The sequence below is a fragment of the Cupriavidus sp. genome (assembly GCF_057315035.1).
Window position 1 is genome coordinate 74,743 of the sequence record NZ_DBHKYV010000033.1, and the last position, 22,234, is coordinate 96,976.

Annotated in this window: 22 protein-coding genes; 13 read left to right on the plus strand and 9 right to left on the minus strand. The window is 64.2% G+C overall.

Translation table 11 applies throughout. The features are described 5' to 3' along the window. Nucleotides 1-20: 20 nt before the first annotated feature. The 9 genes from ACO550_RS29350 (at nt 21) to ilvD (ending at nt 8,736) form a co-directional block, all read left to right on the plus strand. A complete protein-coding gene (locus ACO550_RS29350) occupies nt 21-1,592 on the plus strand; it encodes an FAD-dependent oxidoreductase (protein ID WP_315595611.1) in 1,572 nt (523 codons plus the stop codon). Nucleotides 1,593-1,647: 55 nt separating this feature from the next. Then, nucleotides 1,648-3,012, plus strand: coding sequence for an MFS transporter (locus ACO550_RS29355; protein WP_315595610.1), 1,365 nt, complete (start codon nt 1,648-1,650; stop codon nt 3,010-3,012). 60 nt (nt 3,013-3,072) lie between these two features. After that, nucleotides 3,073-3,540 carry a hypothetical protein gene (locus ACO550_RS29360; RefSeq protein ID WP_315595609.1) on the plus strand — a complete coding sequence of 156 codons (468 nt, stop codon included), beginning with the start codon at nt 3,073-3,075 and terminating at the stop codon, nt 3,538-3,540. 93 nt (nt 3,541-3,633) lie between these two features. Further along, complete coding sequence (locus ACO550_RS29365; protein ID WP_315595608.1) at nt 3,634-3,807, plus strand: hypothetical protein; 174 nt, start codon at nt 3,634-3,636, stop codon at nt 3,805-3,807. Nucleotides 3,808-3,889: 82 nt separating this feature from the next. Continuing rightward, nucleotides 3,890-5,062, plus strand: coding sequence for a mandelate racemase/muconate lactonizing enzyme family protein (locus ACO550_RS29370; RefSeq protein WP_315595607.1), 1,173 nt, complete (start codon nt 3,890-3,892; stop codon nt 5,060-5,062). A 54-nt stretch (nt 5,063-5,116) separates the two neighbouring features. After that, nucleotides 5,117-5,614, plus strand: a complete 498-nt coding sequence (locus tag ACO550_RS29375) for a hypothetical protein (RefSeq protein WP_315595606.1) — start codon at nt 5,117-5,119, stop codon at nt 5,612-5,614. A 13-nt stretch (nt 5,615-5,627) separates the two neighbouring features. After that, nucleotides 5,628-5,816 (plus strand): hypothetical protein, encoded by a 189-nt coding sequence (locus ACO550_RS29380; protein ID WP_315595605.1) that lies wholly within the window; start codon nt 5,628-5,630, stop codon nt 5,814-5,816. Nucleotides 5,817-5,996: 180 nt separating this feature from the next. Next, complete coding sequence (locus ACO550_RS29385) at nt 5,997-6,680, plus strand: GntR family transcriptional regulator (RefSeq protein WP_315595604.1); 684 nt, start codon at nt 5,997-5,999, stop codon at nt 6,678-6,680. A 196-nt stretch (nt 6,681-6,876) separates the two neighbouring features. Beyond that, nucleotides 6,877-8,736, plus strand: a complete 1,860-nt coding sequence (ilvD, locus tag ACO550_RS29390) for a dihydroxy-acid dehydratase (RefSeq protein ID WP_315595603.1) — start codon at nt 6,877-6,879, stop codon at nt 8,734-8,736. Between the two features lie 88 nt (nt 8,737-8,824). Here ilvD and ACO550_RS29395 read toward each other — a convergent pair whose 3' ends face one another. Then, nucleotides 8,825-9,190 (minus strand): hypothetical protein, encoded by a 366-nt coding sequence (locus tag ACO550_RS29395; protein ID WP_485995050.1) that lies wholly within the window; start codon nt 9,188-9,190, stop codon nt 8,825-8,827. 133 nt (nt 9,191-9,323) lie between these two features. Then, entirely contained in the window at nt 9,324-9,785 is a 462-nt protein-coding gene (locus ACO550_RS29400) for a polyhydroxyalkanoate granule-associated phasin (RefSeq protein ID WP_315595601.1), read from the minus strand. 325 nt (nt 9,786-10,110) lie between these two features. On the opposite strand from ACO550_RS29400, the gene ACO550_RS29405 reads away from it, so the two are divergent. Continuing rightward, the gene (locus ACO550_RS29405; RefSeq protein WP_315595600.1) at nt 10,111-11,037 is read left to right on the plus strand and encodes a LysR family transcriptional regulator; all 927 of its coding nucleotides are present in this window, start codon (nt 10,111-10,113) and stop codon (nt 11,035-11,037) included. A gap of 94 nt (nt 11,038-11,131) precedes the next feature. Beyond that, the gene (locus ACO550_RS29410; RefSeq protein ID WP_315595599.1) at nt 11,132-12,133 is read left to right on the plus strand and encodes a tripartite tricarboxylate transporter substrate binding protein; all 1,002 of its coding nucleotides are present in this window, start codon (nt 11,132-11,134) and stop codon (nt 12,131-12,133) included. 14 nt (nt 12,134-12,147) lie between these two features. Here the strand turns inward: ACO550_RS29410 and ACO550_RS29415 are convergent, their stop codons facing one another. From ACO550_RS29415 to araD, 6 genes are all read right to left on the minus strand, one after another. Continuing rightward, on the minus strand, nt 12,148-13,737 hold the full coding sequence (locus tag ACO550_RS29415; protein WP_315595598.1) for an EAL domain-containing protein: 1,590 nt from the start codon (nt 13,735-13,737) through the stop codon (nt 12,148-12,150). A 270-nt stretch (nt 13,738-14,007) separates the two neighbouring features. Further along, complete coding sequence (locus tag ACO550_RS29420; RefSeq protein WP_315595597.1) at nt 14,008-14,904, minus strand: dioxygenase family protein; 897 nt, start codon at nt 14,902-14,904, stop codon at nt 14,008-14,010. 106 nt (nt 14,905-15,010) lie between these two features. Then, nucleotides 15,011-15,949, minus strand: a complete 939-nt coding sequence (locus tag ACO550_RS29425; protein ID WP_315595596.1) for an NAD(P)-dependent oxidoreductase — start codon at nt 15,947-15,949, stop codon at nt 15,011-15,013. A 48-nt stretch (nt 15,950-15,997) separates the two neighbouring features. Then, a complete protein-coding gene (locus tag ACO550_RS29430) occupies nt 15,998-16,966 on the minus strand; it encodes a tripartite tricarboxylate transporter substrate-binding protein (RefSeq protein WP_315595595.1) in 969 nt (322 codons plus the stop codon). A gap of 99 nt (nt 16,967-17,065) precedes the next feature. Further along, nucleotides 17,066-17,785: an RraA family protein gene (locus ACO550_RS29435; RefSeq protein WP_315595594.1), complete on the minus strand. Its 720-nt coding sequence runs from the start codon at nt 17,783-17,785 to the stop codon at nt 17,066-17,068. A gap of 10 nt (nt 17,786-17,795) precedes the next feature. After that, on the minus strand, nt 17,796-19,535 hold the full coding sequence (gene araD, locus ACO550_RS29440) for an L-arabinonate dehydratase (protein ID WP_315595593.1): 1,740 nt from the start codon (nt 19,533-19,535) through the stop codon (nt 17,796-17,798). A gap of 149 nt (nt 19,536-19,684) precedes the next feature. Between araD and ACO550_RS29445 the strand changes: the two genes are divergently transcribed. Both ACO550_RS29445 and ACO550_RS29450 read left to right on the plus strand, forming a co-directional pair. Then, entirely contained in the window at nt 19,685-20,386 is a 702-nt protein-coding gene (locus ACO550_RS29445) for an FCD domain-containing protein (protein ID WP_315595592.1), read from the plus strand. A 169-nt stretch (nt 20,387-20,555) separates the two neighbouring features. Then, nucleotides 20,556-20,813 carry a helix-turn-helix domain-containing protein gene (locus ACO550_RS29450; protein ID WP_315595591.1) on the plus strand — a complete coding sequence of 86 codons (258 nt, stop codon included), beginning with the start codon at nt 20,556-20,558 and terminating at the stop codon, nt 20,811-20,813. Nucleotides 20,814-20,822: 9 nt separating this feature from the next. Here the strand turns inward: ACO550_RS29450 and ACO550_RS29455 are convergent. Then, nucleotides 20,823-22,234, minus strand: a 1,412-nt coding sequence (locus tag ACO550_RS29455; protein ID WP_485995051.1) for an SLC13 family permease, incomplete at its 5' end; no start/stop codon positions are given.

A 22,234-nucleotide genomic window follows, 5' to 3' on the forward strand; every position in this document is an offset into this window, starting at 1 on the left:
CAGAGTTTCGAGACGACAAGATGGAACAGAATACACATGCAGTGAACTGGTCGCCGCCCGCATGGGACGACGAGGCCGACATGGTGGTGGTCGGATATGGCGGCGCCGGCGCGAGCTTCGCGTTCGCGGCTGCCGAAGCCGGCGCGGACGTGCTGGTGCTGGAAAAGGGTGAGCGCGGGGGCGGCAATTCGGTCTGCGTCGCGGGCGGCCTGATCATGACGTCCACCGACGAGGCCAGCACGTTCGACTATATGAACTGGCTATGCGCGGGCCAGACCGACGAGTCCGTGCTGCGTACATTCGTGGCCGGCCTGAAGGATATTCCCGCGTTCCAGCACAAGCTGGAATTGCCGCTGAAGGACAATCCGAAGCCGTTCGCCGCACCGGGTTTCTTCCCCGAGTTCCCGGGCGCGCCCGGTGCCGCGAGCATCCACGGCATGAGCGTGGTGGCCGCGCCTGGTGGTGCGGGGCTGTACAACGCCATTGCCGCCGTGGCCGAGAAGCATGGCGCGCGCGTGCAGTGCAATACGGCGGTGACGCAACTGGTGCAGCATCCGGTATCGCGCGCGATTCTTGGCGTGACCGCACGTACGGCCGATGGCCGCACCATCGCCGTCAAGGCACGCAAGGCGACGGTGCTCGCCAGCGGCGGCTTCGAGTTCGACGAGCAGATGTGCCGTCAGTACCTGACGCCGTGCCCGATCCACTTCCTCGGCAGCCCGAACCTGACCGGCGACGGCATCCGCATGGCCCAGGAAGTGGGTGCGCAGCTCTGGCACATGAATGCCGTGGCAGGCCCGCTCAACTGGGGCATCAAGGTCGATGGCGCGCGCGTGTACGTGACCTACGACCTCAACAAGGTGGCCGGCTTTGGCTATAACTCGGGTGCTTTCAAGGATGGCGGCAGCCTGATCTGGGTGAACCGCCAGGCGAGTCGCTTCCACAACGAAACCACCGATACCGCCGACGTGCGCCACGGCCTCGGCAACCGGGCTACCTGGCTTGCCACGAATCCCGATGTGCCCGAGTTCGTCAATGTGCCGGCCTTTCACATCTTCGACGAGAAGGTGCGCGCCGGCGGCGCAGCCATGACGACGCTGAATTCCCGCACCCCGCCATGGAGCCAGGACAACCTTGCCGAACTGGAGCAGGGCTGGATCATCAAGGCCGACACGCTTGAGGAACTGGCATTGAAGTGCCGCTGGGATGCGGAGCCAGGGGCATGGTCGGCCGGGCATCTGGACCCCGAGGCGCTCAAGGCCACGGTGGCGCGCTACAACGAGCAATGCCGTGCCGGCGAGGACACGGACTTCGGCCGCAAGAACTTCCTGGTTCCGCTGGACCTGGGTCCGTACTACGCGATCGGACCGATGCTGCCGACCTTCCTCAATACGCATGGCGGGCCCCGTCACGACGCGCGGCAACGGGTGCTGGACCAGCGCGGTGCGGCGATTCCCCGCCTGTACGCCATCGGCGAGTGTGGCTCCCTGTGGGGACCCTACTACAACTCGATGGGCGATATCGCGGAGTTCATCGTTTCGGGTCGCACCGCCGCACGCGCTGCGCTTGAGGAAGCCCCCTGGGACCGCTGACACCACTGCCGCCTGAACAACGAGAGTTCGAGAGAACCGCAAACCGGAGACAACCATGTTGGAAAGCCCCACCACAATCCAGGCGCCACCGCGCACCGCCGCAACCGCCGCGGCACCGGTGCACGCGCGATCGGCAATAGCGCCCGGCGGCTGGGCAGTGCTGTTCGTGCTCACGCTTGTCTATATCGTGTCGTTTATCGACCGTGGCGCGATCTCGCTGGTCGTCGGACCCATCAAGGAGGATCTCGGGGCCACCGACCTGGAAATCAGCTGGCTGCTCGGGCTGTCGTTCATGCTGCTGTACAGCGTGCTCGGCATTCCAGCCGGCTACCTGGTGGACCTGTATCGCCGCAAGTACCTGCTGAGCGGCGCAATCCTGATGTGGTCCGGCGTGCAGATGCTGTGCGGGCTGAGCAATACCTACTGGCACCTGTTCCTCGCGCGCATCGGCCTGGGCGTGGGCGAGGCGATGTTGCCGCCGGCGGCTTCGTCGATGATCCGCGATGCCTTTCCGCCGGAACGGCGCGGGCTCGCGTTCGGCATCTACAACATCGGGCCGCTGTTGGGGAGCGGGCTGGCGCTGGTGCTTGGCAGCTTCCTGCTCACGTTCGCGGCCAGCGGCAAGCTGGCGGGCGTGCCAGTCCTGGGTAGTCTGAAGCCGTGGCAATTCGTGCTGATCGTGCCGGGCCTGCTGGGCGTGCCGCTCGCCGCCTTGATGCTGCTGCTGCGCGAGCCGCCGCGACGCGATGCGGTCGCGCAGGCAGATCGGGTCACCTACCCGGATGCATTGCGCTTCGCATGGCGGCACCGTGCCGTCTATGCACCGCTGTGGATCGCCATCTGTCTGTATGGCATTGCCATTGGCAGCCAGCTCGCGTGGCTGCCCGAGATCATCAACCGGTCGATGGGCATCGCCCGCCCCGAGATCGGCAAGACGCTTGGCGCGATCAGCGTGGTGGCCTCGCCGCTCGGCCTGCTGTTCTTCGGCAGCGTGGCCGACAAGTTGCAGAAGCGCTGGAGCGATGCACCGGTGCGCGTCGCGATCGGCTCGACCGCGGTGGCCGCGCTCATCACCGCGTGCTTCCCGCTGATCCATAGCGCGCAACTCGGCGCCATCGCCTACGGCGCGCAGACCTTCTTCTTCGTGATCTTCGCGGTTGCCGGCGGCGCAACCATGGCCAATTTCACGCCGGGCAACATGATGGGCAAGCTGACCGCGCTGTATTACCTGATCACCAACCTGCTCGGACTCGCGCTGGGCCCAACCGTCTGCGCGCTGGTGGCGCGGCTGTTCTTCGATGGTCCCAACGCGCTCGGCCATGCGTTCGTGGTGTGTTACGTGACGGCCGTCGCAATAGCCATCTGCCTGCTGTGGCGGGTTTCCGGCGCGCTTCGCGTGGCAAGCCTGCGCACCGCCTGACCCACGTCACCTATCACCCATCACGTCATCGTTTGACTGCCGATAAGAGGGAAATCGATCATGCACGCCGCTGAAAGAGCACCATGGAAGTATCTGATCCTGTGGCTAAGGCTTTACTTCGCCATTCACTACCTGGCTTCCGGCCTGAACTTCGTCATCTTCAACTTCGTTCCGGATTTTAGCCACGCCGGCAAGGTGGGCCCATATCTCCACGCCATGACGGATATCGGCTTCTATCAGGTGATCAAGTACCTCGAAGTGGTGCTGGGCACGATGCTGCTTTTCAATCTGGCGGTGCCACTGGCGTTGATCGTGATGGCCGGCGTAAGTATCACGATCGCCTACCTGAACCTTTTCATTTCTCCGGCGCCGCGGCAGCTGTTCACGGGGATCCAGGAGCTGCTGCTCAACGGATCCCTGCTACTGGCGTACGGCGGTTACTACGCGAACTTCTGCCGCGTCAGGGCACGGCCATTCTGGTTCTGGGACGGCTTGTCACATCCATCACGCGCCGAAACAAGAGGATGAATTCCATCATCAGGACGGAGTGTTCCTAAAGCTTCGTTCATGAACAGCCGCCCGATGGGCCTTGCGTTGCCGATCCGGCGGCAGGAGAGAAACGTGATCAAGAACTTTGTCATTGTTGTTGCAGTGATCGTGACGACGATACTCATCGTCATGGTGGCTTCTACCAGCTTCGGTGCAAGACCGCTGCGGATTTACGACTACGGTCCTCCGCTGGCCGCGGGCCTGGTTGCCGTGATTGCGCTGCTGCTTGACGCCAGAAGAAAGTGATTGCATGGCAGCACATTGCCGCGCCTGTCCCGAGGACTGTGCGGCGCGATGACTGCCCACCAACCCTACACGAACACAGACCATGAAAATCACGAAAGTCGAGTGCATCCCGGTATCGATGCCGCTGAAGAAGCCGCTGCGATTGCCGAATGTCACCATTACCAAGCTCGATACGCTGCTGCTGCGCTTGCATACCGATACGGGCCTGGTAGGTATCGCGGAATCGGGCGATACGTCGTCCTGGTATCGCGGTGAAAGCCAGGCCTCGATGGTCGGCATGATCTGCGACATCTTCGCACCGCGCATCCTGCTTGGCGAAGATCCCTGCAATATCGAGAAGATCGTCGGCGCAATGGACACGCTGGCGCGCGACAACAACCAGGCCAAGGGGCTGGTTGACTGCGCGCTGCACGACCTCAAGGGCAAGGCATTGGGCGTGCCGGTCTATCAGTTGCTCGGCGGCCGCACGCGCGAGTCGGCCCCGCTGGGCTGGGTGCTTTCGGCGGGCGATCCGCAGAACGTGGCCGAAGCCGCGCTGGCCGCGCGGGAGGCCGGCTTCGTTGCCTTCAAGCTGAAGGTGGGGCGTGGCACGTTCGACAACGACGTGGCGACGGCTGCGGCCGTACGCGAAGCGCTTGGTCAGGGCGCGCGCATCTGCCTCGATGCCAATGGGTCATGGAACTACGAGCAGGCACTACGCACCATTCGGCGCCTGGACGCCTACGGGCTCGACTTTGTCGAGCAACCGCTGCCGCATTGGGATATCGAAGGCCTCGCGCGCCTGCGCCAGCGTATTGAAACACCGCTGTATGCCGACGAGGCCGCGCAGGAATTGCATCACCTGAAAGAGATCGCGGAACGGCGCGCTGCCGACGGCGTGATCCTGAAGGTGCAGAAGGTTGGTGGCCTGCTCAAGGCACAGCGCTTCCTGGCGGTGGCGCAGATGTTCGATCTTCCGGTGATGTGCAGCACCCTGATCGGTTCGGGGGTGGAAGCCTGTCCGACCGCCCACCTGTGGGTGGCAAACCAGTGGGCCTGCCAGTTCATCAGCGAGAGCACCGGACCGCTGGCCGTGCATGGCGTATGGAACAGCGCCGACATTCCGCATGGTGCGGACCTCGCACTGCAGGGCGCGCATTTCCATCGCGGCCACGTATCTCCCGGCGACGGCCCGGGCCTCGGGGTGGAACTGAACGAAGCGTTGCTCGCGCAGATCCGTACCGAGGGCCGTCCGGCGCGGGTGGTTAGCCTGTAGGGATATTGACCCCGCCAGGATTTTTCTTTTCGGCTTGAATCAAGGAGGCAAGACATGAGCAGGGCCAATCAATCCCCATGGAAATACGTGATCCTGTGGCTCCGGATCTATTTTGGCGCCCACCTGTTTTACTCGGGCGCGCGCTTCATCCTGACTTCGTATGTTCCGGAGATTCCAGGGCCCGGCGGCGTCTATGTCGAAGCGGCGCAAGGCATCTACATCTTCCAGATCGTCAAGTACCTGGAATGCGTGTTCGGCATCATGCTGCTGACCAATCGCGGCGTGCTGCTGGCGCTGATGCTCGAGATGCCGGCCACGGTCAACATCTTCTGGCTCAACACCTTTATCGTCGCCACGCCGCGCCAGCTGTTCACGGGGCCGCAGGAACTGTTCATGAACGGCGTGCTGTTGCTGGCCTACGGCGGCTACTTCGCCACGGTGCTGCAGGCAAAGGTGGAGCCGATGTGGCTGTGGGACGGGTTGAAGAAACTGGCGCGCACGCGTGATGGCGCAAATGCGGCCCCGACTGGCGTGCAACGCGCCGATGCCTGAGCAGGAGACAAGGATGAGAAAGGATATGTGGATTGGCGTGGCGATCTGTGTGCTGCTGTCATTGGCGGCTTGCATCGGTTCCACGGGACTTGGCTATGCGGAATATCGTCCGCTGCGCAACTTCGACTACTTCGCCCTGACATTCTCCTGGGTGTTCCTGATCGTTGCGCTGATCAAGGACAGTCGCGGCGGGAAATCCTGAATCCTGCTGCGGCATGGCCATCCCGCGCTCCGATGAGCACGGGATGCATCCGGCAGGGCCGCATTGGAGATGTGCGGCCCTGCCGTGCCCACCCGGGCGGGTGCCATGCAGGCTGGGGTTCAGCCGGTGTACGGTCGAATGGACCTGTCCTGAGCGGTGGTGTATCGTCTGCCGCAGACCATGGCCACCGCAAGAATTGTGAATACTCCCGAATTGAAGGGCGTCGATCTGCCTGCCCAGATCGCCGTGCAGATCCGCAAGCTGATCAACCGGGGCGTGCTGGCACCGGGCCTGCAACTGCGCCAGTCAGAGCTGGCCGACCGGTTCGGCATCAGCCGCGTACCGGTGCGCGAAGCGCTCAAGCTGCTGGCCGCCGAAGGCATCATCGAGCATGACCCCAATCGCGGATTCTTTGTCGCGCCGTTGTCCACTGACGAAGCACGGCAGTACTACCGCTATCGGCTACTTCTCGAGCGCGAACTGCTGAAGACCGTAGCGTGGCCGGACGACGCGCAGAAGAAGGCGCTGGAGTCGATGCTGAAGAAGCTGGATGCCTACCTCGATGGTGGGCAGCGCGCGGAATGGATCGACCAGTACCAGGACTTCTACTCGTTCGTGTTCGACCTGTCGCCGGACAAGATTCTGCGGCGCGAGGCGCTCCGCCTGATCCGCCTGACCGACCGTTATCGTGCGCTGGCCTCGGAAGTGCGGCTGCCTGGCCAGCACATCAGCGCGCATCTGGAGCATTTCCTGGTGGCCGCGCTGGTGCGGCGGGACCGCCGGCACCTGATCAACGGCTTCGAGCGCGAGCGCGAGGAAATCCTCGCCTCGATGCTCGCGACCATCGAGGCGCGCGGACTGTAAGCACCCGAGGCGCCGCGTGCCGGGGGGAGACCTCCCAGGACACCCCTCCGGCCGGCTGTGGGATAATCCCCCGTTTTGCCCAGAGCACGGCTCAAGAGGTTGTACGTACGGGCACGCGAGGGCCTTACTCTGCCGGCCCGCATCCTTTCGGCGAAGTTCCCGCGAAGTTTCCGCGAATCATTTTTCAGTACCCACAATGCCCGTATACCGTTCCAAAACCTCCACCGCCGGCCGCAACATGGCGGGGGCGCGCTCGCTGTGGCGTGCCACCGGCATGAAAGACGAAGATTTCTCCAAGCCTATCGTCGCGGTGGTCAATTCGTTCACCCAGTTCGTGCCTGGACACGTGCACCTGAAGGACCTGGGTCAGCTGGTCGCGCGCGAGATCGAGGCCGCGGGCGGCGTGGCGAAGGAATTCAACACCATTGCCGTGGACGATGGCATTGCCATGGGCCATGACGGCATGCTGTATTCGCTGCCCAGCCGCGACATCATCGCGGACTCGGTGGAATACATGGTCAATGCACACTGCGCCGATGCCATGGTGTGCATCTCGAACTGCGACAAGATCACGCCGGGCATGCTGATGGCGGCCATGCGGCTGAACATCCCGGTGATTTTCGTGTCCGGCGGCCCGATGGAAGCCGGCAAGACGCGCCTGGCCAACCCGGTCACCAAGGCCATGGAATTCAAGAAGCTCGATCTCGTGGATGCCATGGTGATCGCGGCGGACAAGTCCTATTCCGACGCCGAAGTGGCCGAAGTGGAACGCTCGGCGTGCCCCACCTGCGGTTCGTGCTCGGGCATGTTCACGGCCAACTCGATGAACTGCCTGACCGAAGCCCTGGGCCTGTCGTTGCCGGGCAATGGCACGGTAGTGGCCACGCACGCTGACCGCGAGCAACTGTTCAAGCGCGCGGGCCGCCGTATCGTGGAACTGGCGCGCCAATACTACGAGCAGGAAGACGGGCGCATCCTGCCGCGCGCCGTGGGCTTCAAGGCGTTCGAGAACGCCATGACGCTCGATATCGCCATGGGCGGCTCGACCAACACGATCCTGCACCTGCTGGCGATCGCACGCGAGGCCGAGATCGACTTCACGATGGCGGACATCGACCGCATGTCGCGTATCGTGCCGCAGTTGTGCAAGGTGGCGCCCAATACCAACAAGTACCACATCGAGGACGTGCACCGCGCGGGCGGCATCATGGCCATCCTGGGTGAACTGGACCGTGCCGGCAAGCTGCACACCGACGTGCCCACCGTGCACACGGCCACGCTTGGCGAAGCACTCGACCAGTGGGATATCGTGCGCACGCAGGACGAGGCGGTCAGGAATTTCTACCTGGCAGGCCCGGCCGGCATTCCGACCCAGGTCGCGTTCAGCCAGAACACGCGCTGGCCCAGCCTGGATCTGGATCGCGCCGAAGGTTGCATCCGCTCGTACGAGCACGCGTTCTCGAAGGAAGGCGGCCTGGCGGTGCTGACCGGCAATATCGCGCTCGACGGCTGCGTGGTGAAGACCGCCGGCGTGGACGAAAGCATCCACGTTTTCGAGGGCTCGGCCCACGTGACCGAGTCGCAGGACGAGGCCGTGGAAAACATCCTGGCTGGCAAGGTCAAGGCCGGTGACGTGGTGATCGTGCGCTATGAAGGCCCCAAGGGCGGTCCCGGCATGCAGGAAATGCTCTACCCGACGAGCTATATCAAGTCGCAGGGCCTGGGCAAGGAATGCGCATTGCTGACCGACGGCCGCTTCTCGGGCGGTACTTCGGGCCTGTCGATCGGCCATTGCTCGCCCGAGGCGGCAGCCGGTGGCGCGATTGGCCTGGTGCGTGACGGCGACCGGATCCGCATCGACATCCCGAACCGCACGATCAACGTGCTGCTGTCCGACGAGGAACTGGCGCAGCGCCGCGAGGAGCAGAACGCCAAGGGCTGGAAGCCAGCCAAGGCGCGTCCGCGCAAGGTATCGGCGGCGCTCAAGGCATACGCCAAGCTGGTGATGTCGGCCGACAAGGGCGCTGTGCGCGACCTGTCGCTGCTAGACGATTGACGACCACGGCCCCGCGCCCGCCTGCACTTGGGGGGGGGGGGCGGGGCCGGGCGGAGGGCTGGAGGGGTTTCGTTGGGGAGATTGAAGTTTAATTCTCCGGCGTGGCCCCCGCGGGGGTCGGGGGGGGTGTGTTTAGCATGGCACCATCGGTGTACGGGTTGTATTTGTCCGACTTGGCACCATCGGTGTACGGGTCAGGCTTGGCGGACGGCGCAAGATCCGTCCGCGTCGACTTGTTGGCCCCGTCGGTATAGGTATCGAACTTGCCGGCCTTTGCGCCATCCGTGTACGGATCGGCTTTGCCGGCCTTGGCGCCGTCCGTGTACGGATCGGCCTTGCCGGATTTCGCACCCTGACTATAAGGGTCGAACTGTTTCGTCTGGGCCTGCGCAAGTGGTACCACCGCTACAGCAGCAGCGGCAACAAGCAGGCTGGATATCAGTGTCTTGCTCATGGGGAGCCTCGCAAGGGGCGCGATTCAGGTGCCTGTCCGAGTGCGCCCTCTTGGCCTTCGGGCAGGCGGCATAGACGTTAGTCTGGGCTTACTGTCTCTGCAAGGATAGTCTCTGCCGCGCAAGGTTGCGGGCTCAATGCGGTTTTGATTTGCGCCCGTTCGGTGTCTCGCGGACCGCTACGGCGGGCACGTCGACCACTTCGCCGCTCGATGTCGCCACGGCCGCAATGTCGGGCATTACTGGCATTGCCGGCAGCAGCATCGGCATCCCAAGCAGGTGTCCCCAGGCATCTATCCAGGCACGCTGCGTTGCGGCGCCGAGTTCGAGCATCGCGGTGGCATAGTGCAGTGGAATCGACAGCATCGGCATCTGGTTGCCCCATTGCCGCGCATAAAGCTCTTCAGGGTCCTGTGGCATGAAGCACGACGCCCAGTCGAATTGGGCCTCTTCCATGATCGAGCGGGTAAAGTCGCTATTAAGCTCCATCATCTTTTGCCAGTTGGCAAGCATGGTGTCGTCGATCGACGCAAACGCCTGGAATGAAAACGGGGGCATCGGCCAGGTCGGCCACAAGGTCGGTGGATTGCTTTGCATACTGGAAACTCCGGTTGGAAACCTGTGAGAAAACGTACTGCAAGATGCAAGCTGTAGGTACAGGATGTGGCGCGTCTGTCTCATGCGGCAACTGCGGATGACGACAACGCCACGGCATACTTTCGCGGCGACAACTACATCCTCACGCATGACTGACCATGGGTCAATCAGCAAAAATCCCGCCTGCCTTTCGCGATTCACGATGCGGCGCCAGGCGTGTGCCGGGCGGCGTCCATGCATCATTGGTTTATGGTTGGTGCACGGATCTTGCGCCAGCGGAGTGCGTCGCAGGCACAATACCGGCTGTTCGTGACGAGGATCGGAAATGGAGCTGCGGCAACTGCGCTATTTTGTGCACGTGGTGGAACTCGGCAGCATGGGGCAGGCTGCCCAGCGGCTCGGGGTGGTCACGTCCGCGTTGAGCCAGCAGATCAGCCGCCTGGAAAGCGAACTGTCGACGCGCCTGCTTCAGCGCACTTCCACCGGCGTGGTACCCACCGACGCAGGGCTGGCGTTCTGGCGCCAGGCGCAACTGGCGTTGCGCCATGTCGACGATGCGGCGCATGCGGCGCGCACGGCGCGGTTGTCAGGCCATGTCAGCGTGGGCATGGCCCCAAGCACGCTGGCGGTGCTCGGCCCGTCGTTCATGCTGGCCATGCGCGAACGCTATCCCGATATCCGGCTGCATCTGGTGGAAAGCCTGTCCGGCGGACTGGCATCGATGATCGGCGCGCGCCAACTCGATCTGGCCGTGCTGTTCCAGTTGGAGCCGGGGCAGCGCTGGAGCACCGTGCCGCTGCTCGAGGAACGCCTGTTCGTGATCGCGCGTGCCGACCAGCCCGGCTTGCCAACTGCCAGGACGATGTGGCTCGACGCGATTGGCAACCTGCCGCTGATCCTGCCGAGCGGCGCGCACGGCCTGCGCGCATTGCTCAATGCCGCGTCGGCGCGTAGCCAGCAGCCCCTGAACGTGGTGGCCGAGATCGATGGCCTGGCGGTGCTGATGGACGCGGTACGCGCGGGCATTGGCGCCACGATCCAGCCCGGCGCGGCCGTGGCGCGGCATCTGGGCGATCCACTGACAATGATTGAAATCGCCGATGCCGGCGTGAGCCGCTCGAACCTGCTGGTAAGCCTGTCGGACGACGAGCTTTCGCCGGCTGGCCTGGCTGCGCGCAGCGTTCTGGAGCAGGTAGCGCGGCAACTGGTGACTTCCGGGCGCTGGCCCGGTGCCACTCTTCACGATTCCTGAACACCGTACGCCGCACAGGGGCTGGTGTACCGGCCACTCCATCCGTAGAGTCCCGGGATACGTCAAATATTCCAACGATCCCCAGGAGACTCGCATGTTTTCTCGCCTGCCGCGCCAGTTCGCGCGCACGATTGCGCTTGGCGCACTGACGGCCATCACGCTCGGCGCCGCAACCACCACGGCCGCCTTTGCCGCCGACGCCTGGCCATCGCGGCCCATTACGCTGGTCGTACCGTTTGCATCGGGCGGCACCACCGACATCATCGGCCGTGCCGTCGGCCAGCGACTGGGCGAAGCGCTTGGCCAGCCCATGGTGGTCGACAACCGTCCGGGCGCGGGCGGCACCATTGGCGGCGCACTGGTGGCGCGCGCCAATCCTGACGGCTACACGTTCCTGCTGGCCACGGTGGCGCACACGATGGCGCCCGGCATCTACAAGACGCTGCCATACGACTTCCAGAAGGACCTCGCCCCGATTGGCATGGTGGCATTGACGCCGAACGTGCTGCTGGTGAATCCGTCGATCCCGGCGAAGAACGTGCAGGAGCTGATTGCCTATATCAAGGCCCACCCGGGCAAGGTCAACTATGGCTCGGCCGGGATTGGCAGTACCGAACACCTGTCGGGCGAACTGTTCCGCGCGGCTACCCACACCGATATTGCCCACGTGCCTTACAAGGGCGGTGCGCCGATGATGACCGACCTGATGGCCGGCCAGATCCAGATGGCCATCGAGACCAGCCCGTCGGCCAATCCTCATGTGAAGAGCGGCAAGGTCAAGGCGTTGGCCGTGACCACCGCCACGCGCTCGGCAGCCTACCCCGGCGTGCCGACCGTGGCCGAAAGCGGAGTGCCCGGTTACGAGGTGACCACGTGGTATGCGCTGATGGCGCCGCAGGGCACGCCGGAACCGATCCGGCAGCGCATGAGCGCGGAACTGGCTCGCGTGCTCAAGCAACCCGACATGCAGAAACGCTTCGAAGAGCAGGGCGTGACCGCTGGGGATATGGCGCCGGCGCAACTGGCCAGCTTTATCAAGTCGGAAACCACCAAGTGGACCAAGGTGGCGAAGGATTCGGGCGCCAAGGCTGAATAACGGACGGCCGGTGGCTATGCAACGGCTTGCGGCGTGTTGCGCGCCAGCAGTTGCGCCAGTTCCACGGCCGGCACCGGCCGGCCAAACAGCCATCCCTGGCCGTAGTCCACACCCTGTTCGCGCAGGAAGTCGGCCTGGGCGCTGTCCTCGATGCCCTCGGCCACGACTTGCAGTCCGAGCGAGCGCGCCATGGCAATGATGTGCGGGGCTACCGTGCTCGACGCGGCCTCATGTCCGATCGTGTCGACAAACGACTTGTCGATCTTGAGCGCATCGACCTTGAAGCTCTGCAGGTACGACAGGCTCGAATACCCGGTGCCGAAATCGTCGATATAGACCGGATGCCCGGCATCGCGAAAGGCCTGGATGATGTCGCGCGCCACATCGGGTTCCATGAAACCGCGTTCGGTGGCCTCGATGCGGATCTGATCGGGCGCGATGCCGGACCCGCGCAGCCGCGCATTCAATACGCCCAGGAAGCGCCGGCTCTTGAGGTCTTCCACGCCCACGTTGATCGATACGTAGAACTTCGGATGCCGGCGCAGCAGCGTGCCCAGTTCGCCCAGCACGATATCGAGCACCTGGTCGGTGATCTGCTGGATCAGGCCGGCGTTTTCAGCCATCGGGATAAACAGGTTGGGACGCACCAGCCGGCCCTGGCGGCGCCAGCGGACCAGTGCTTCCACCCCGACGCACTGGTTGTTGGCCAATGAGACGATCGGCTGGTAGTGCACTGCCATCTCGTGCCGGCGCACCGCGCCGCGCAGTTCGCCCTCCAGGCTGAAGCGCCGCGTGGCGCGCCGCCAGACCAGGATGCCCAGCGGCACACCGGCGGCCAGCCCGACCACCAGTCCGCCAACCAGCAGCGACTTCCAGTTGGCCAGCAATGCGGCATGCGGGGCCAGGACCACCACGGCCAGCGGCATCGTACGGGACTTGCGCAGTACGAGGGCCACGTCGTCCTCGCGCGTCGTGTCGCTGCCGGAGCCATAGGAATGATCTGCGTAGGCGCGTTGCAGCCGCGCCAGGCTCGCGCCCTGCGATACGGCGAAGATGCGGCCGGCATCGGTATGCACCACGGCCAGCATGCGCGACTGGCGGTCCACCATGTCGACAAAGGTCTGCGGGTCCAGTGCCACATAGCTGCCGTTGCGGCCCACCAGCAGCGAACGGCGTGGCGTGGCGAACGGATTGGGCTGGTCGAACCAGAAGTCCAGGCCGTCGGGCGTGCGCCAGTCCGGTGGTGGCAGCGCGAACTGGTCTGCCTGCACGGGCCCGAGCAAGGCGGAGCACAAGCGCTTGCCGCCGCGGTAGGAGCCGGCATCCTGGATATGCCGATAGGTATAGGTAATGCGTCGCATCTCTACCAGATGCGAGGCGGAGCATGGCTCGTCGCGCAGCGATTCCAGGTCCTGCAGGGCACTGAGCGCCTGTGTCATGACGGTCTCGGCGCGGCCGACGGCGGCGTCTGCGAACACGCTCAACTGGTCGGACTCGCGCCGGTTGGCTTCCAGCTGGGCCATGACGACGCCGATCCCTACCGGGATCAGCGTAGCCAGCATCGCCAGGACGATCGTCACAACCAGAAACCAGCTGCGCTGCATCGGGAGCCCTCAGGAGACTGCGCCGCAAGTGGCGCCATCGGCACCAACGGCACCGTCTCGTTCACCAACCGGATGTGCAAGTCATGCCTGCTCTGAGGAGCATAGCTAACAATGGCCGATCATGTGTGACGAAGCATCCGGTATGGCGACAGGGTAAGGGAAATTCCTTTACGCCCGGAAATGGCGGAGGGCAGGTCGAACCCTGCCGGTTGGCTCCCCTCTCCCGCGCGCGGGAGAGGGGCCGGGGGAGAGGGCTGGCGTGTCAAAACCCTACGACTTCACACCCGGCACCATCGCGGCCACACGCGCATCGCCTTCCAGTGCAGCGTGCGAGCCCTGGCCGGGCGGGGGGCCTGGCGGCGCTCCTGTCGGCGCTCCTGTAAGCGCTCCCGTAGGCGGACCCTTGTGGTCGCCATGCGGCGGCGGGAATGATTCCCGCGGCGACGTGGCTGCCGGGTCGACTACCAGCATCAACGTGGCGATATAGCGTGCCTTGGCCTCGCGCACGGCGCCAAGCACCGTATCGCCGGCCATCAACGCGATGCCGTCGTTGCTGTTGAGCGTCTCGCGCACGCGCTTGCGCTTGTACGTGGCCAGTTGGGTGTACAGGTATTCGCTAAGCGCATCGGGGAGGAAGCATTGCGTGGTCAGCATGGCGCGGCTGCCATCGAGCACCTTCATGTGCAGGTGCGTGGCCCGGCCCTCGTACCAGCCTGGATAGATCGTGTGGAACGTGGCGGTTCCATCGGCGCTTACCGGCTGGCTGCCGCGCAGGAAAGTCTGGCCTTTGGTGGAAACCTGCTGCTCATGGTCGTCGAACTGGCCGGCATAGCCCGAGTACACGCCCGCCGCGTTGCAGTGCCAGAGATCCACGCGCTTGCCTGCCAGCGGACGGCCCTGGAGGTCGACTACGGTGAATCGGACTTCGAGCGGCACGCCGGGCTGGCCCTCGGTGATGTCCTGGCGGACCTTTTTCGCATCGAAGTAGAACGGACCTTCGGTGGTCTGTGCCGTCAGGGGCAATGAGGGGGAGGGGGCGGAAGAAACGCCCGCCGCCGCTGCCGGCGGCATGCGCGACAGCGTGGCAAGGCCGGCGCCGCCGAGCCCCATCGCCAGCAGATGCCGGCGGCGCGACACGGACGGCGGCCGCGAGGGGTGATCGGGCATCGCACGCTCCAATGGAAGTGGATGCCCAGTGTAGCGCCGCGTCAGGGGCGGCAGTATTTCCGCTCTGTGTCGACCTGGCTACGCTTTGTGAGCGACGTGACGACGATCAGACTGCCGATTTCAGCACGGCGCCGGTGGCAAAGAAGCTCTGCAGGTTGTCGAACACAAGTCCGGCCATCGCCGCACGCGTTTCGTTCGTGCCGCTGGCCACGTGCGGCAGCAGCACGACGTTGTCGAGTGCGAAGAGCGCCTCGGGCACCTTGGGTTCATGCTCGAACACGTCGAGGCCGGCACCGCCGATACGCTCGTGGGTCAGCGCATCCACCAGCGCGGCTTCGTCCACCACGGTACCGCGCGCGATGTTGATCAGGAAACCCTGCGGCCCCAGTGCCTTGAGCACATCCGCCGAGATCAGGTGGCGCGTGGCCGGGCCTCCCGAGGTGGCAACCACCAGGAAGTCGGCCCACTGGGCCAGTGCCGTAAGCGAAGGCTCGAAACCGTAGGGCACGTCGTCCTGGGCCTTGCGGCCAAAATAACGCACCTCCATGTCGAAGCCGCTCGAACGCTTGGCGATGACCCGGCCAATACGGCCCATGCCAACAATGCCCAGGCGCTTGCCGCTGACACGGGTGGTAAGCGGGAACGGGCTCTTGAGCCATTCGCCACGGCGCACGTAGCGGTCGGCCGCACTGACCTGGCGCGCCGCATCCATCAACAGCGCGAACGCGGTGTCGGCCACGCAATCGTTCAGCACGTCGGGTGTGTAGCCCACTGCAATGCCACGTGCGCGTGCGGTGTCCAGGTCGAGCTTGTCCAGGCCCACGCCAAAGCTCGAGATCACGCGCAGGTTCGGCAATGCGGCCAGCATCGCGGCATTTACGCCGGTGGCAGCGCGCGTGGTCATCGCCACGAACTCGCCGCCGTGTTGGGACAAATATGCGGCCGGGTCGCTCTCGGCCCAGAGCGGGTGCACATCGAAATGCTCGGCCAGACGGGCTTCGGTCTGTTCCGGGAGTCGGCCATGCTGCAGGAGGCGGGGTTTCATGCGAGAAGAGTCCTTTCTTATGGATGACCAGGCGCGATCAGTCGGTGATCAGTCTGCGCTCAGGTGATTATCGGCGATGATCCTTGCGTAGCGCTTGCGATCGTTGGCGATGGTGTCGGCAAACTGTTGCGGCGTGCTGCCTACCGGAATTGCACCCTGTTCAATCAGCTGCTTCTTCACCTCGGGCATGGCCACCACCTGCTTCACACCGGCGGCGATCTTGTCGACGATGTCCTTCGGCGTGCCGGCCGGTGCCAGTAGGCCCACCCATGAACCCGATTCCGCATTCTGGATGCCCGCCTCGGCCAGCGTGGGTACATCGGGCATCGACGGAGAACGCACGCTGCCGGTCACGGCCAGCGCGCGCAGCTTGCCCGATTTCACATGGCCGGTGGTTTCAAGGATCGAGGCAAACAGCATGTCGACGTTGCCGGCCATCAGGTCGGTCATCGCCGCGCCACCGCCCTTGTACGGCACGTGCAGCATGTCGGTGCCGGTGGCGGCCTTGAAGATCTCGCCCGACAGGTGCGGTGAGCCGCCGGTGCCCGAACTGGCGAAGGTGAGCTTGCCAGGCTTTGCCTTGGCCAGCGCGACAAGTTCCTTCGGCGTTTTCGCGGGCAAGCCCGGCGTAACCACCAGCGCAAACGGCAATTCGGCCATCATGGTCACCGGCACGAAGCTGTCGGGTTTGTAGTTGAGCTTCTTGTACAGGAACGGATTGATCGATTGCGTGCCCACATTGCCGGCCACCAGCGTGTAGCCGTCGGGCTTGGCGCGCGAGGTCAGTTCCAGGCCGACGTTGCCCGCGGCGCCGGGGCGGTTGTCCACCAGCACCGGTTGGCCCCACAACTGCGCCAGGCGCTGCGCGACGAGGCGGGTACCGATATCGGTGCCGCCACCCGGGGTGAACGGCACGATGATGGTGACCGCGCGCGTGGGCCAGTCGGTTTGCGCGTGGGCGGCGAAGGCGAGTGTGCCAGTCAGTACGGCAGCGGCGATGCGGGCAATCTTCAACATGGGTTTGTCTCCTGTTTTAATGAATGCGAAATCCGTGGATATGCGCTCCCCTCGCCCATGAAATGGGAGAGGGGAGAACGAACAATCAACCACCACCAATCAGCGGCTGTTTGCCTTCCGCCACGCTGCAAAATCCTCACGTGCCTGTTCAGTCGTCGGCGGATACAGGCCGATGATCGAGCGACCGTCACGTACCTGCTCGGTGACGAAGTCTTCGAACGCGGTCATCTCCACGGCTTCGGCGGCGATTTCCTCGGCCATATGGCGCGGGATGATGACCACGCCCTCGGCATCGCCAACCACTACGTCGCCGGGAAACACGGCCACGTCACCGCAGCCGATCGGCACATTGAATTCCAGTGCCTGATGCAGCGTCAGGTTGGTGGGAGCGGAAGGGCGATGGTGGTAGGCCGGCATTGCCATCTGGGCAATTTCGGGTGAGTCGCGGAAACCGCCGTCGGTGACGATGCCCGCGCCGCCGCGCTGCATCAGCCGTGTGACCAGGATCGACCCGGCCGACGCGGCGCGCGCGTCCTTGCGGCTGTCGATCACCAGCACCGCGCCCGGCGGGCATTGCTCGATGGCCTGGCGTTGCGGATGGTTCGGATCCTGGAATACGGTGATCGGGTTCAGGTCTTCACGTGCGGGGATGTAGCGCAGCGTGAACGCTTCGCCGACCATCGTGCCAGGGTTGGTCTGCAGCGGGCGCACATCCTGGATGAACTGGTTGCGCAGGCCGCGCTTGAACAGCGCGGTACAGAGCGTGGCGGTACTGACGGTCTTGAGCGCGTCGCGCAGCGATGAGCTGAGCTGGGTCATAGGTGTGGCCTCAGTAGATGCTCGGCTCGCCCACCGGGTCGCCGAAGTCGGTTTGCAGGAAGTCGAAGTCGCAGCCGTCGTTGGCCTGGCGTACATGGCGCGAGAAGATGTAGCCGTAGCCGCGTGCATAGCGCGGAGGCAACGGTGTCCATGCGGCGCGGCGTGCTGCCAGTTCGTCGTCGGATACTTCAAGGTGGATGCTGCGCTGTTCGATATCGACCGTGATCAGGTCGCCGGTGCGCACCAGCGCAAACGGACCGCCGATATACGCTTCAGGTGCCACGTGCAGGATGCAGGCGCCATAACTGGTGCCACTCATGCGTGCATCGGACATGCGCAGCATGTCGCGCACCCCCTGTTTCACGAGCTTCTTCGGAATCGGCAACATGCCCCATTCGGGCATGCCGGGACCGCCTTGCGGTCCGGCGTTGCGCAGGATCAGGATGTGATCGGCGGTGACATCGAGGTTCTCGTCCTCGACGGCGGCCTTCATCGACGGATAGTCGTCGAATACCAGTGCCGGGCCGGTATGTTTGAAAAAGCGCTTCTCGCAGGCGCTGGGCTTGATCACGCAGCCATCGGGCGCGATATTGCCGCGTAGCACGGCCAGTGCGCCTTGCTGGTACAGCGCGTTGTCACACGTGCGAATCACGTCGTCGTTGTGGACCTCGGCACCGGCAATGTTCTCGCCAAGCGTGCGGCCCGTTACGGTCAGGGCATCGAGGTGCAGCTTGTCGCCGATGCGGTTCATCAATGCCGGCAGGCCGCCGGCATAAAAGAAATCCTCCATCAGGTACTTGTCGCCGCTAGGCCGGATATTGGCAATGACCGGTACGTGGCGGCTCAGACGGTCGAAGTCGTCCAGGCCGATGTCGTGGCCGGCGCGGCGCGCCATCGCAATCACGTGGATGATGGCATTGGTCGAGCAACCCATCGCCATGGCTACCGCAATCGCGTTCTCGAACGACTGGTGCGTCTGGATATGCCTGGGCGTCAGGTCTTCCCAGACCATGTCGACGATACGCCGGCCCGCTTCCGAACACATGCGGATATGGTTGGCGTCCGCGGCCGGAATCGACGAAGCGCCGGGCAGCGTCATGCCGATGGTCTCCGCGATGGCCGTCATCGTGCTGGCCGTACCCATCGTCATGCATGTACCGTGACTGCGTGCGATGCCGCCTTCGATGCCGATCCATTCGGTCTTGCTGATATTGCCCGCGCGGCGCTCATCCCAGAACTTCCAGGCATCGGACCCCGAGCCCAGCACCTGGCCCTTGTAGTTGCCACGCAGCATGGGACCCGCCGGCACGTAGATGGCCGGCACGCCCGCGCTGGTGGCACCCATCAGCAAGCCGGGGGTGGTCTTGTCGCAGCCGCCCATCAGTACCGCGCCATCGATCGGATGTGAGCGGATCAGCTCCTCGGTCTCGATGGCCAGCAGGTTGCGGTACAGCATCGTGGTCGGCTTGACCGAGCTTTCGGACAAGGAGATGGCCGGCAGCTCCACGGGGAACCCACCGGCCTGCAGGATGCCGCGCTTCACGTCTTCCACACGCTGCTTGAAATGCGAATGGCAGGGATTGATGTCAGACCACGTATTGATGATGGCAATCAGCGGCTTGCCCATCCATTCGTCGGGCGCGTAGCCCATCTGCATGATCCGTGAGCGATGCCCGGACGAGCGCAAGTCGTCGGGCGCGAACCAGCGCGCGCTGCGCAACTGGTCCGGCGTTACTTTCCGTGCCGTCATGTTTGTCTCTTCCACGATGAAATCGTTGATCGGTCAGTTGTACGATGACCTTGTTTTCTGAATTAAAGCACTAATATATTAGTACGTCAACGAGGTTCAGCCCGGATTCGTTCGGCTAGAATCGCGCCCTAAGTTCTTGCCCTGATCCAATGGCCGCCATCCTTCCCGCTCCGACCTTGCAATTCCAGTTCGACCGCACGCGTCAGGCGGCGCCGCAGGTGTTCGAACATATGCGCGAACAGATCATCTCGATGGTGCTGCCGCCGGGCACGGTGCTGTCTCGCCCCGAACTGGCGGTGCAGTACGGCATCAGCCAGACGCCGGTGCGCGATGCACTGATGCGCCTGGCCGAGGAGGGCCTGGTCGATGTGTTTCCTCAGCACGCCACGCGCGTAAGTCGCATCGATGTGGCGTTGGCGCGGCAAGCGCATTTCCTGCGCCGTTCGGTGGAGTTGGAGATTGTCCGGACGCTGGCGGGAGCACCCGATGCCGCGCTGGTCGAGCGCTTGCGCGCCACGGTGGCACGCCAGCAGCGCATGCTGGAGCTCGACGATCTGGCCGAGTTCACGGCCAACGACCAGTATTTCCATCGCCAGTTGTATGACGCCGCCGCCGTACCGGACCTGTTCGGGCTGGTGCGTCGGCAAAGTGGCCATCTGGATCGACTGCGGCGCTTGCATTTGCCGATTCCGGGCAAGGCCAGCGCTGTGTTGCGTGACCACCTGGCAATCATCGACGCCATTGCAGCTGGCGATGTTGCCGGCGCCGAAGGCGCATTGCGCCAGCACCTGACCGGAACGCTTGCCAATATCGAGGAAATCCGTGGCCGCTTTCGGGACTATCTGCGCTGATCTACGCCGATTCCGTTTGTTTTTGACAACGCAATTCCCTGTGATCTACCCATTACATGGGTAATCCGGGCTTAATTGGGGGCGATTGGATTTATCGAATACGAAGAATCTGTCGATAAGCGGCGGAGATTGATAGATTTCAGATATATCTTTCTTCGGGTAGCCCGCGATGTCCGCCAGAGTCATGATTACCAGCAGCGACCAACTAGGGCAGGTGCTCCAGGGTGCGCGCAAGATCGCGGGCCTGACCCAGGCCGAAGCTGCCGCGCGCCTGGCCATCAGCCAGAGTCGCGTTTCGCACATGGAACTGAACCCCGAAACCATCAGCGTGGCGCAACTGCTGGCGCTGCTCGGCGCCTACGAGATGGATCTGGTGATCGAGCCACGCGCGGTGCGCGACGAGTTGCTGGAAAAGCTCGAGTGGTAACTGCCAGCATCATGGCAGGTAGCCCAGCACGCGCCACCACAGGTAATCCAGCGGCAGCAGCGCGACGATCGTGATTGCCGCCATCGCCAGGCACAGCCGCGTGCCGTGGCGCAAGCCCACCCCACCGAGCTGCATCGCGATCACGATCGGCGGCGACTGGTACGGGAAGAACACTGTCGAGAACACCGGTACCTGAAGCATCAGTACCGTCTCCAGCGGCAAGCCCGTGGCATTGGCCAGATCACGTGCCAGCGGCGTCAGCACCGCAGGCAGCGCGGGCAGTGTCGACATCATGCCCAGCACCGCCCCCATGGCCCCGATCGTCCCGACATTGGCGGCCGTATGTCCTGGCGTCAGCGGTAGCACATGCAGCAGTCCCGCGCTGATCGCGCTGCCAAGGCCGGTGGATTCGACCACCGCCCCAAGCCCGAGAAACCCGGCTACGTAGATCAGCGGCACCAGATGCACCTGCTCGGTCAATGCTTTCGGAGACACCAGCCCGATACCGGGCAACAGGCAGATAATGCACGCGGCCAGCGAGATCCAGGCCGGTGAGATGCCGTGCCACGCATCAGTGGCGAACCCCGCGACCGCCAGCGCCAGGATGATCGCCAGCACACGCTCCTGTGAACCCATCGCGCTACGCGTAGCCGCCGGCTGCGGCGCCATCGGTCCGTCATGCGGAAACAGCTTGCAGACGACCCAGATCAGCACCACCGTCTTCAGCGCGCCCAGCACCGGGAAATGCAGCAACAGATAGCTGCCGTAGCTCAGGTTGATGTTGTAGAGCGAACTGGCCGCGCCCAGCAGCACACTGTTCGGAATATTCGCCGGCAGGATCGTCGTCGGCGGCATATAGCTGGCGGCAGCTACGGTCATGACCATGCCAATGCGGCCATTCGAACCCGGCGCAAAGCCAAGCCGGTCCGCCAGCGCCAGCACGATCGGCATCAGCAGCAGCACACGTCCAGTGGTGGACGGCATCAGGAAGGCCAGCCCGACAGCGCTGAGCGCCACGGTGGTGATGACCTGCGGATAGGTGCCCACGCGCTTGTGGAAGATGATGTCCGCCAGCCGTAATGCCAGGCCCGTGCTGCGCAAAGCCACGCCGGTGACGGCGCCGCCGAACATCAGCCACCACGCCGTCGACGTAAAGCCCGAGAACACCACCGTCGGTGGCGCAATATGAAACACCACGGCACTGAGGAAGAACAGCAGCGTGGCGGTGGGTTCCGGTAGTACGCCGACCGCCCAGCAACTGACCGTCGACAGTACCAGCGCACCGGCCCAGATCAGGGCGGGCGGGGCATGCAAGGCGCTGCCCGCGATCCACACGGCGCTGATGCATGCGCCAATCAGCAGCGCGGCACGGATCGAATCGGCGGGACGGCCCGCCAGCGGGGCAGGCTTGGGGGCGGGGG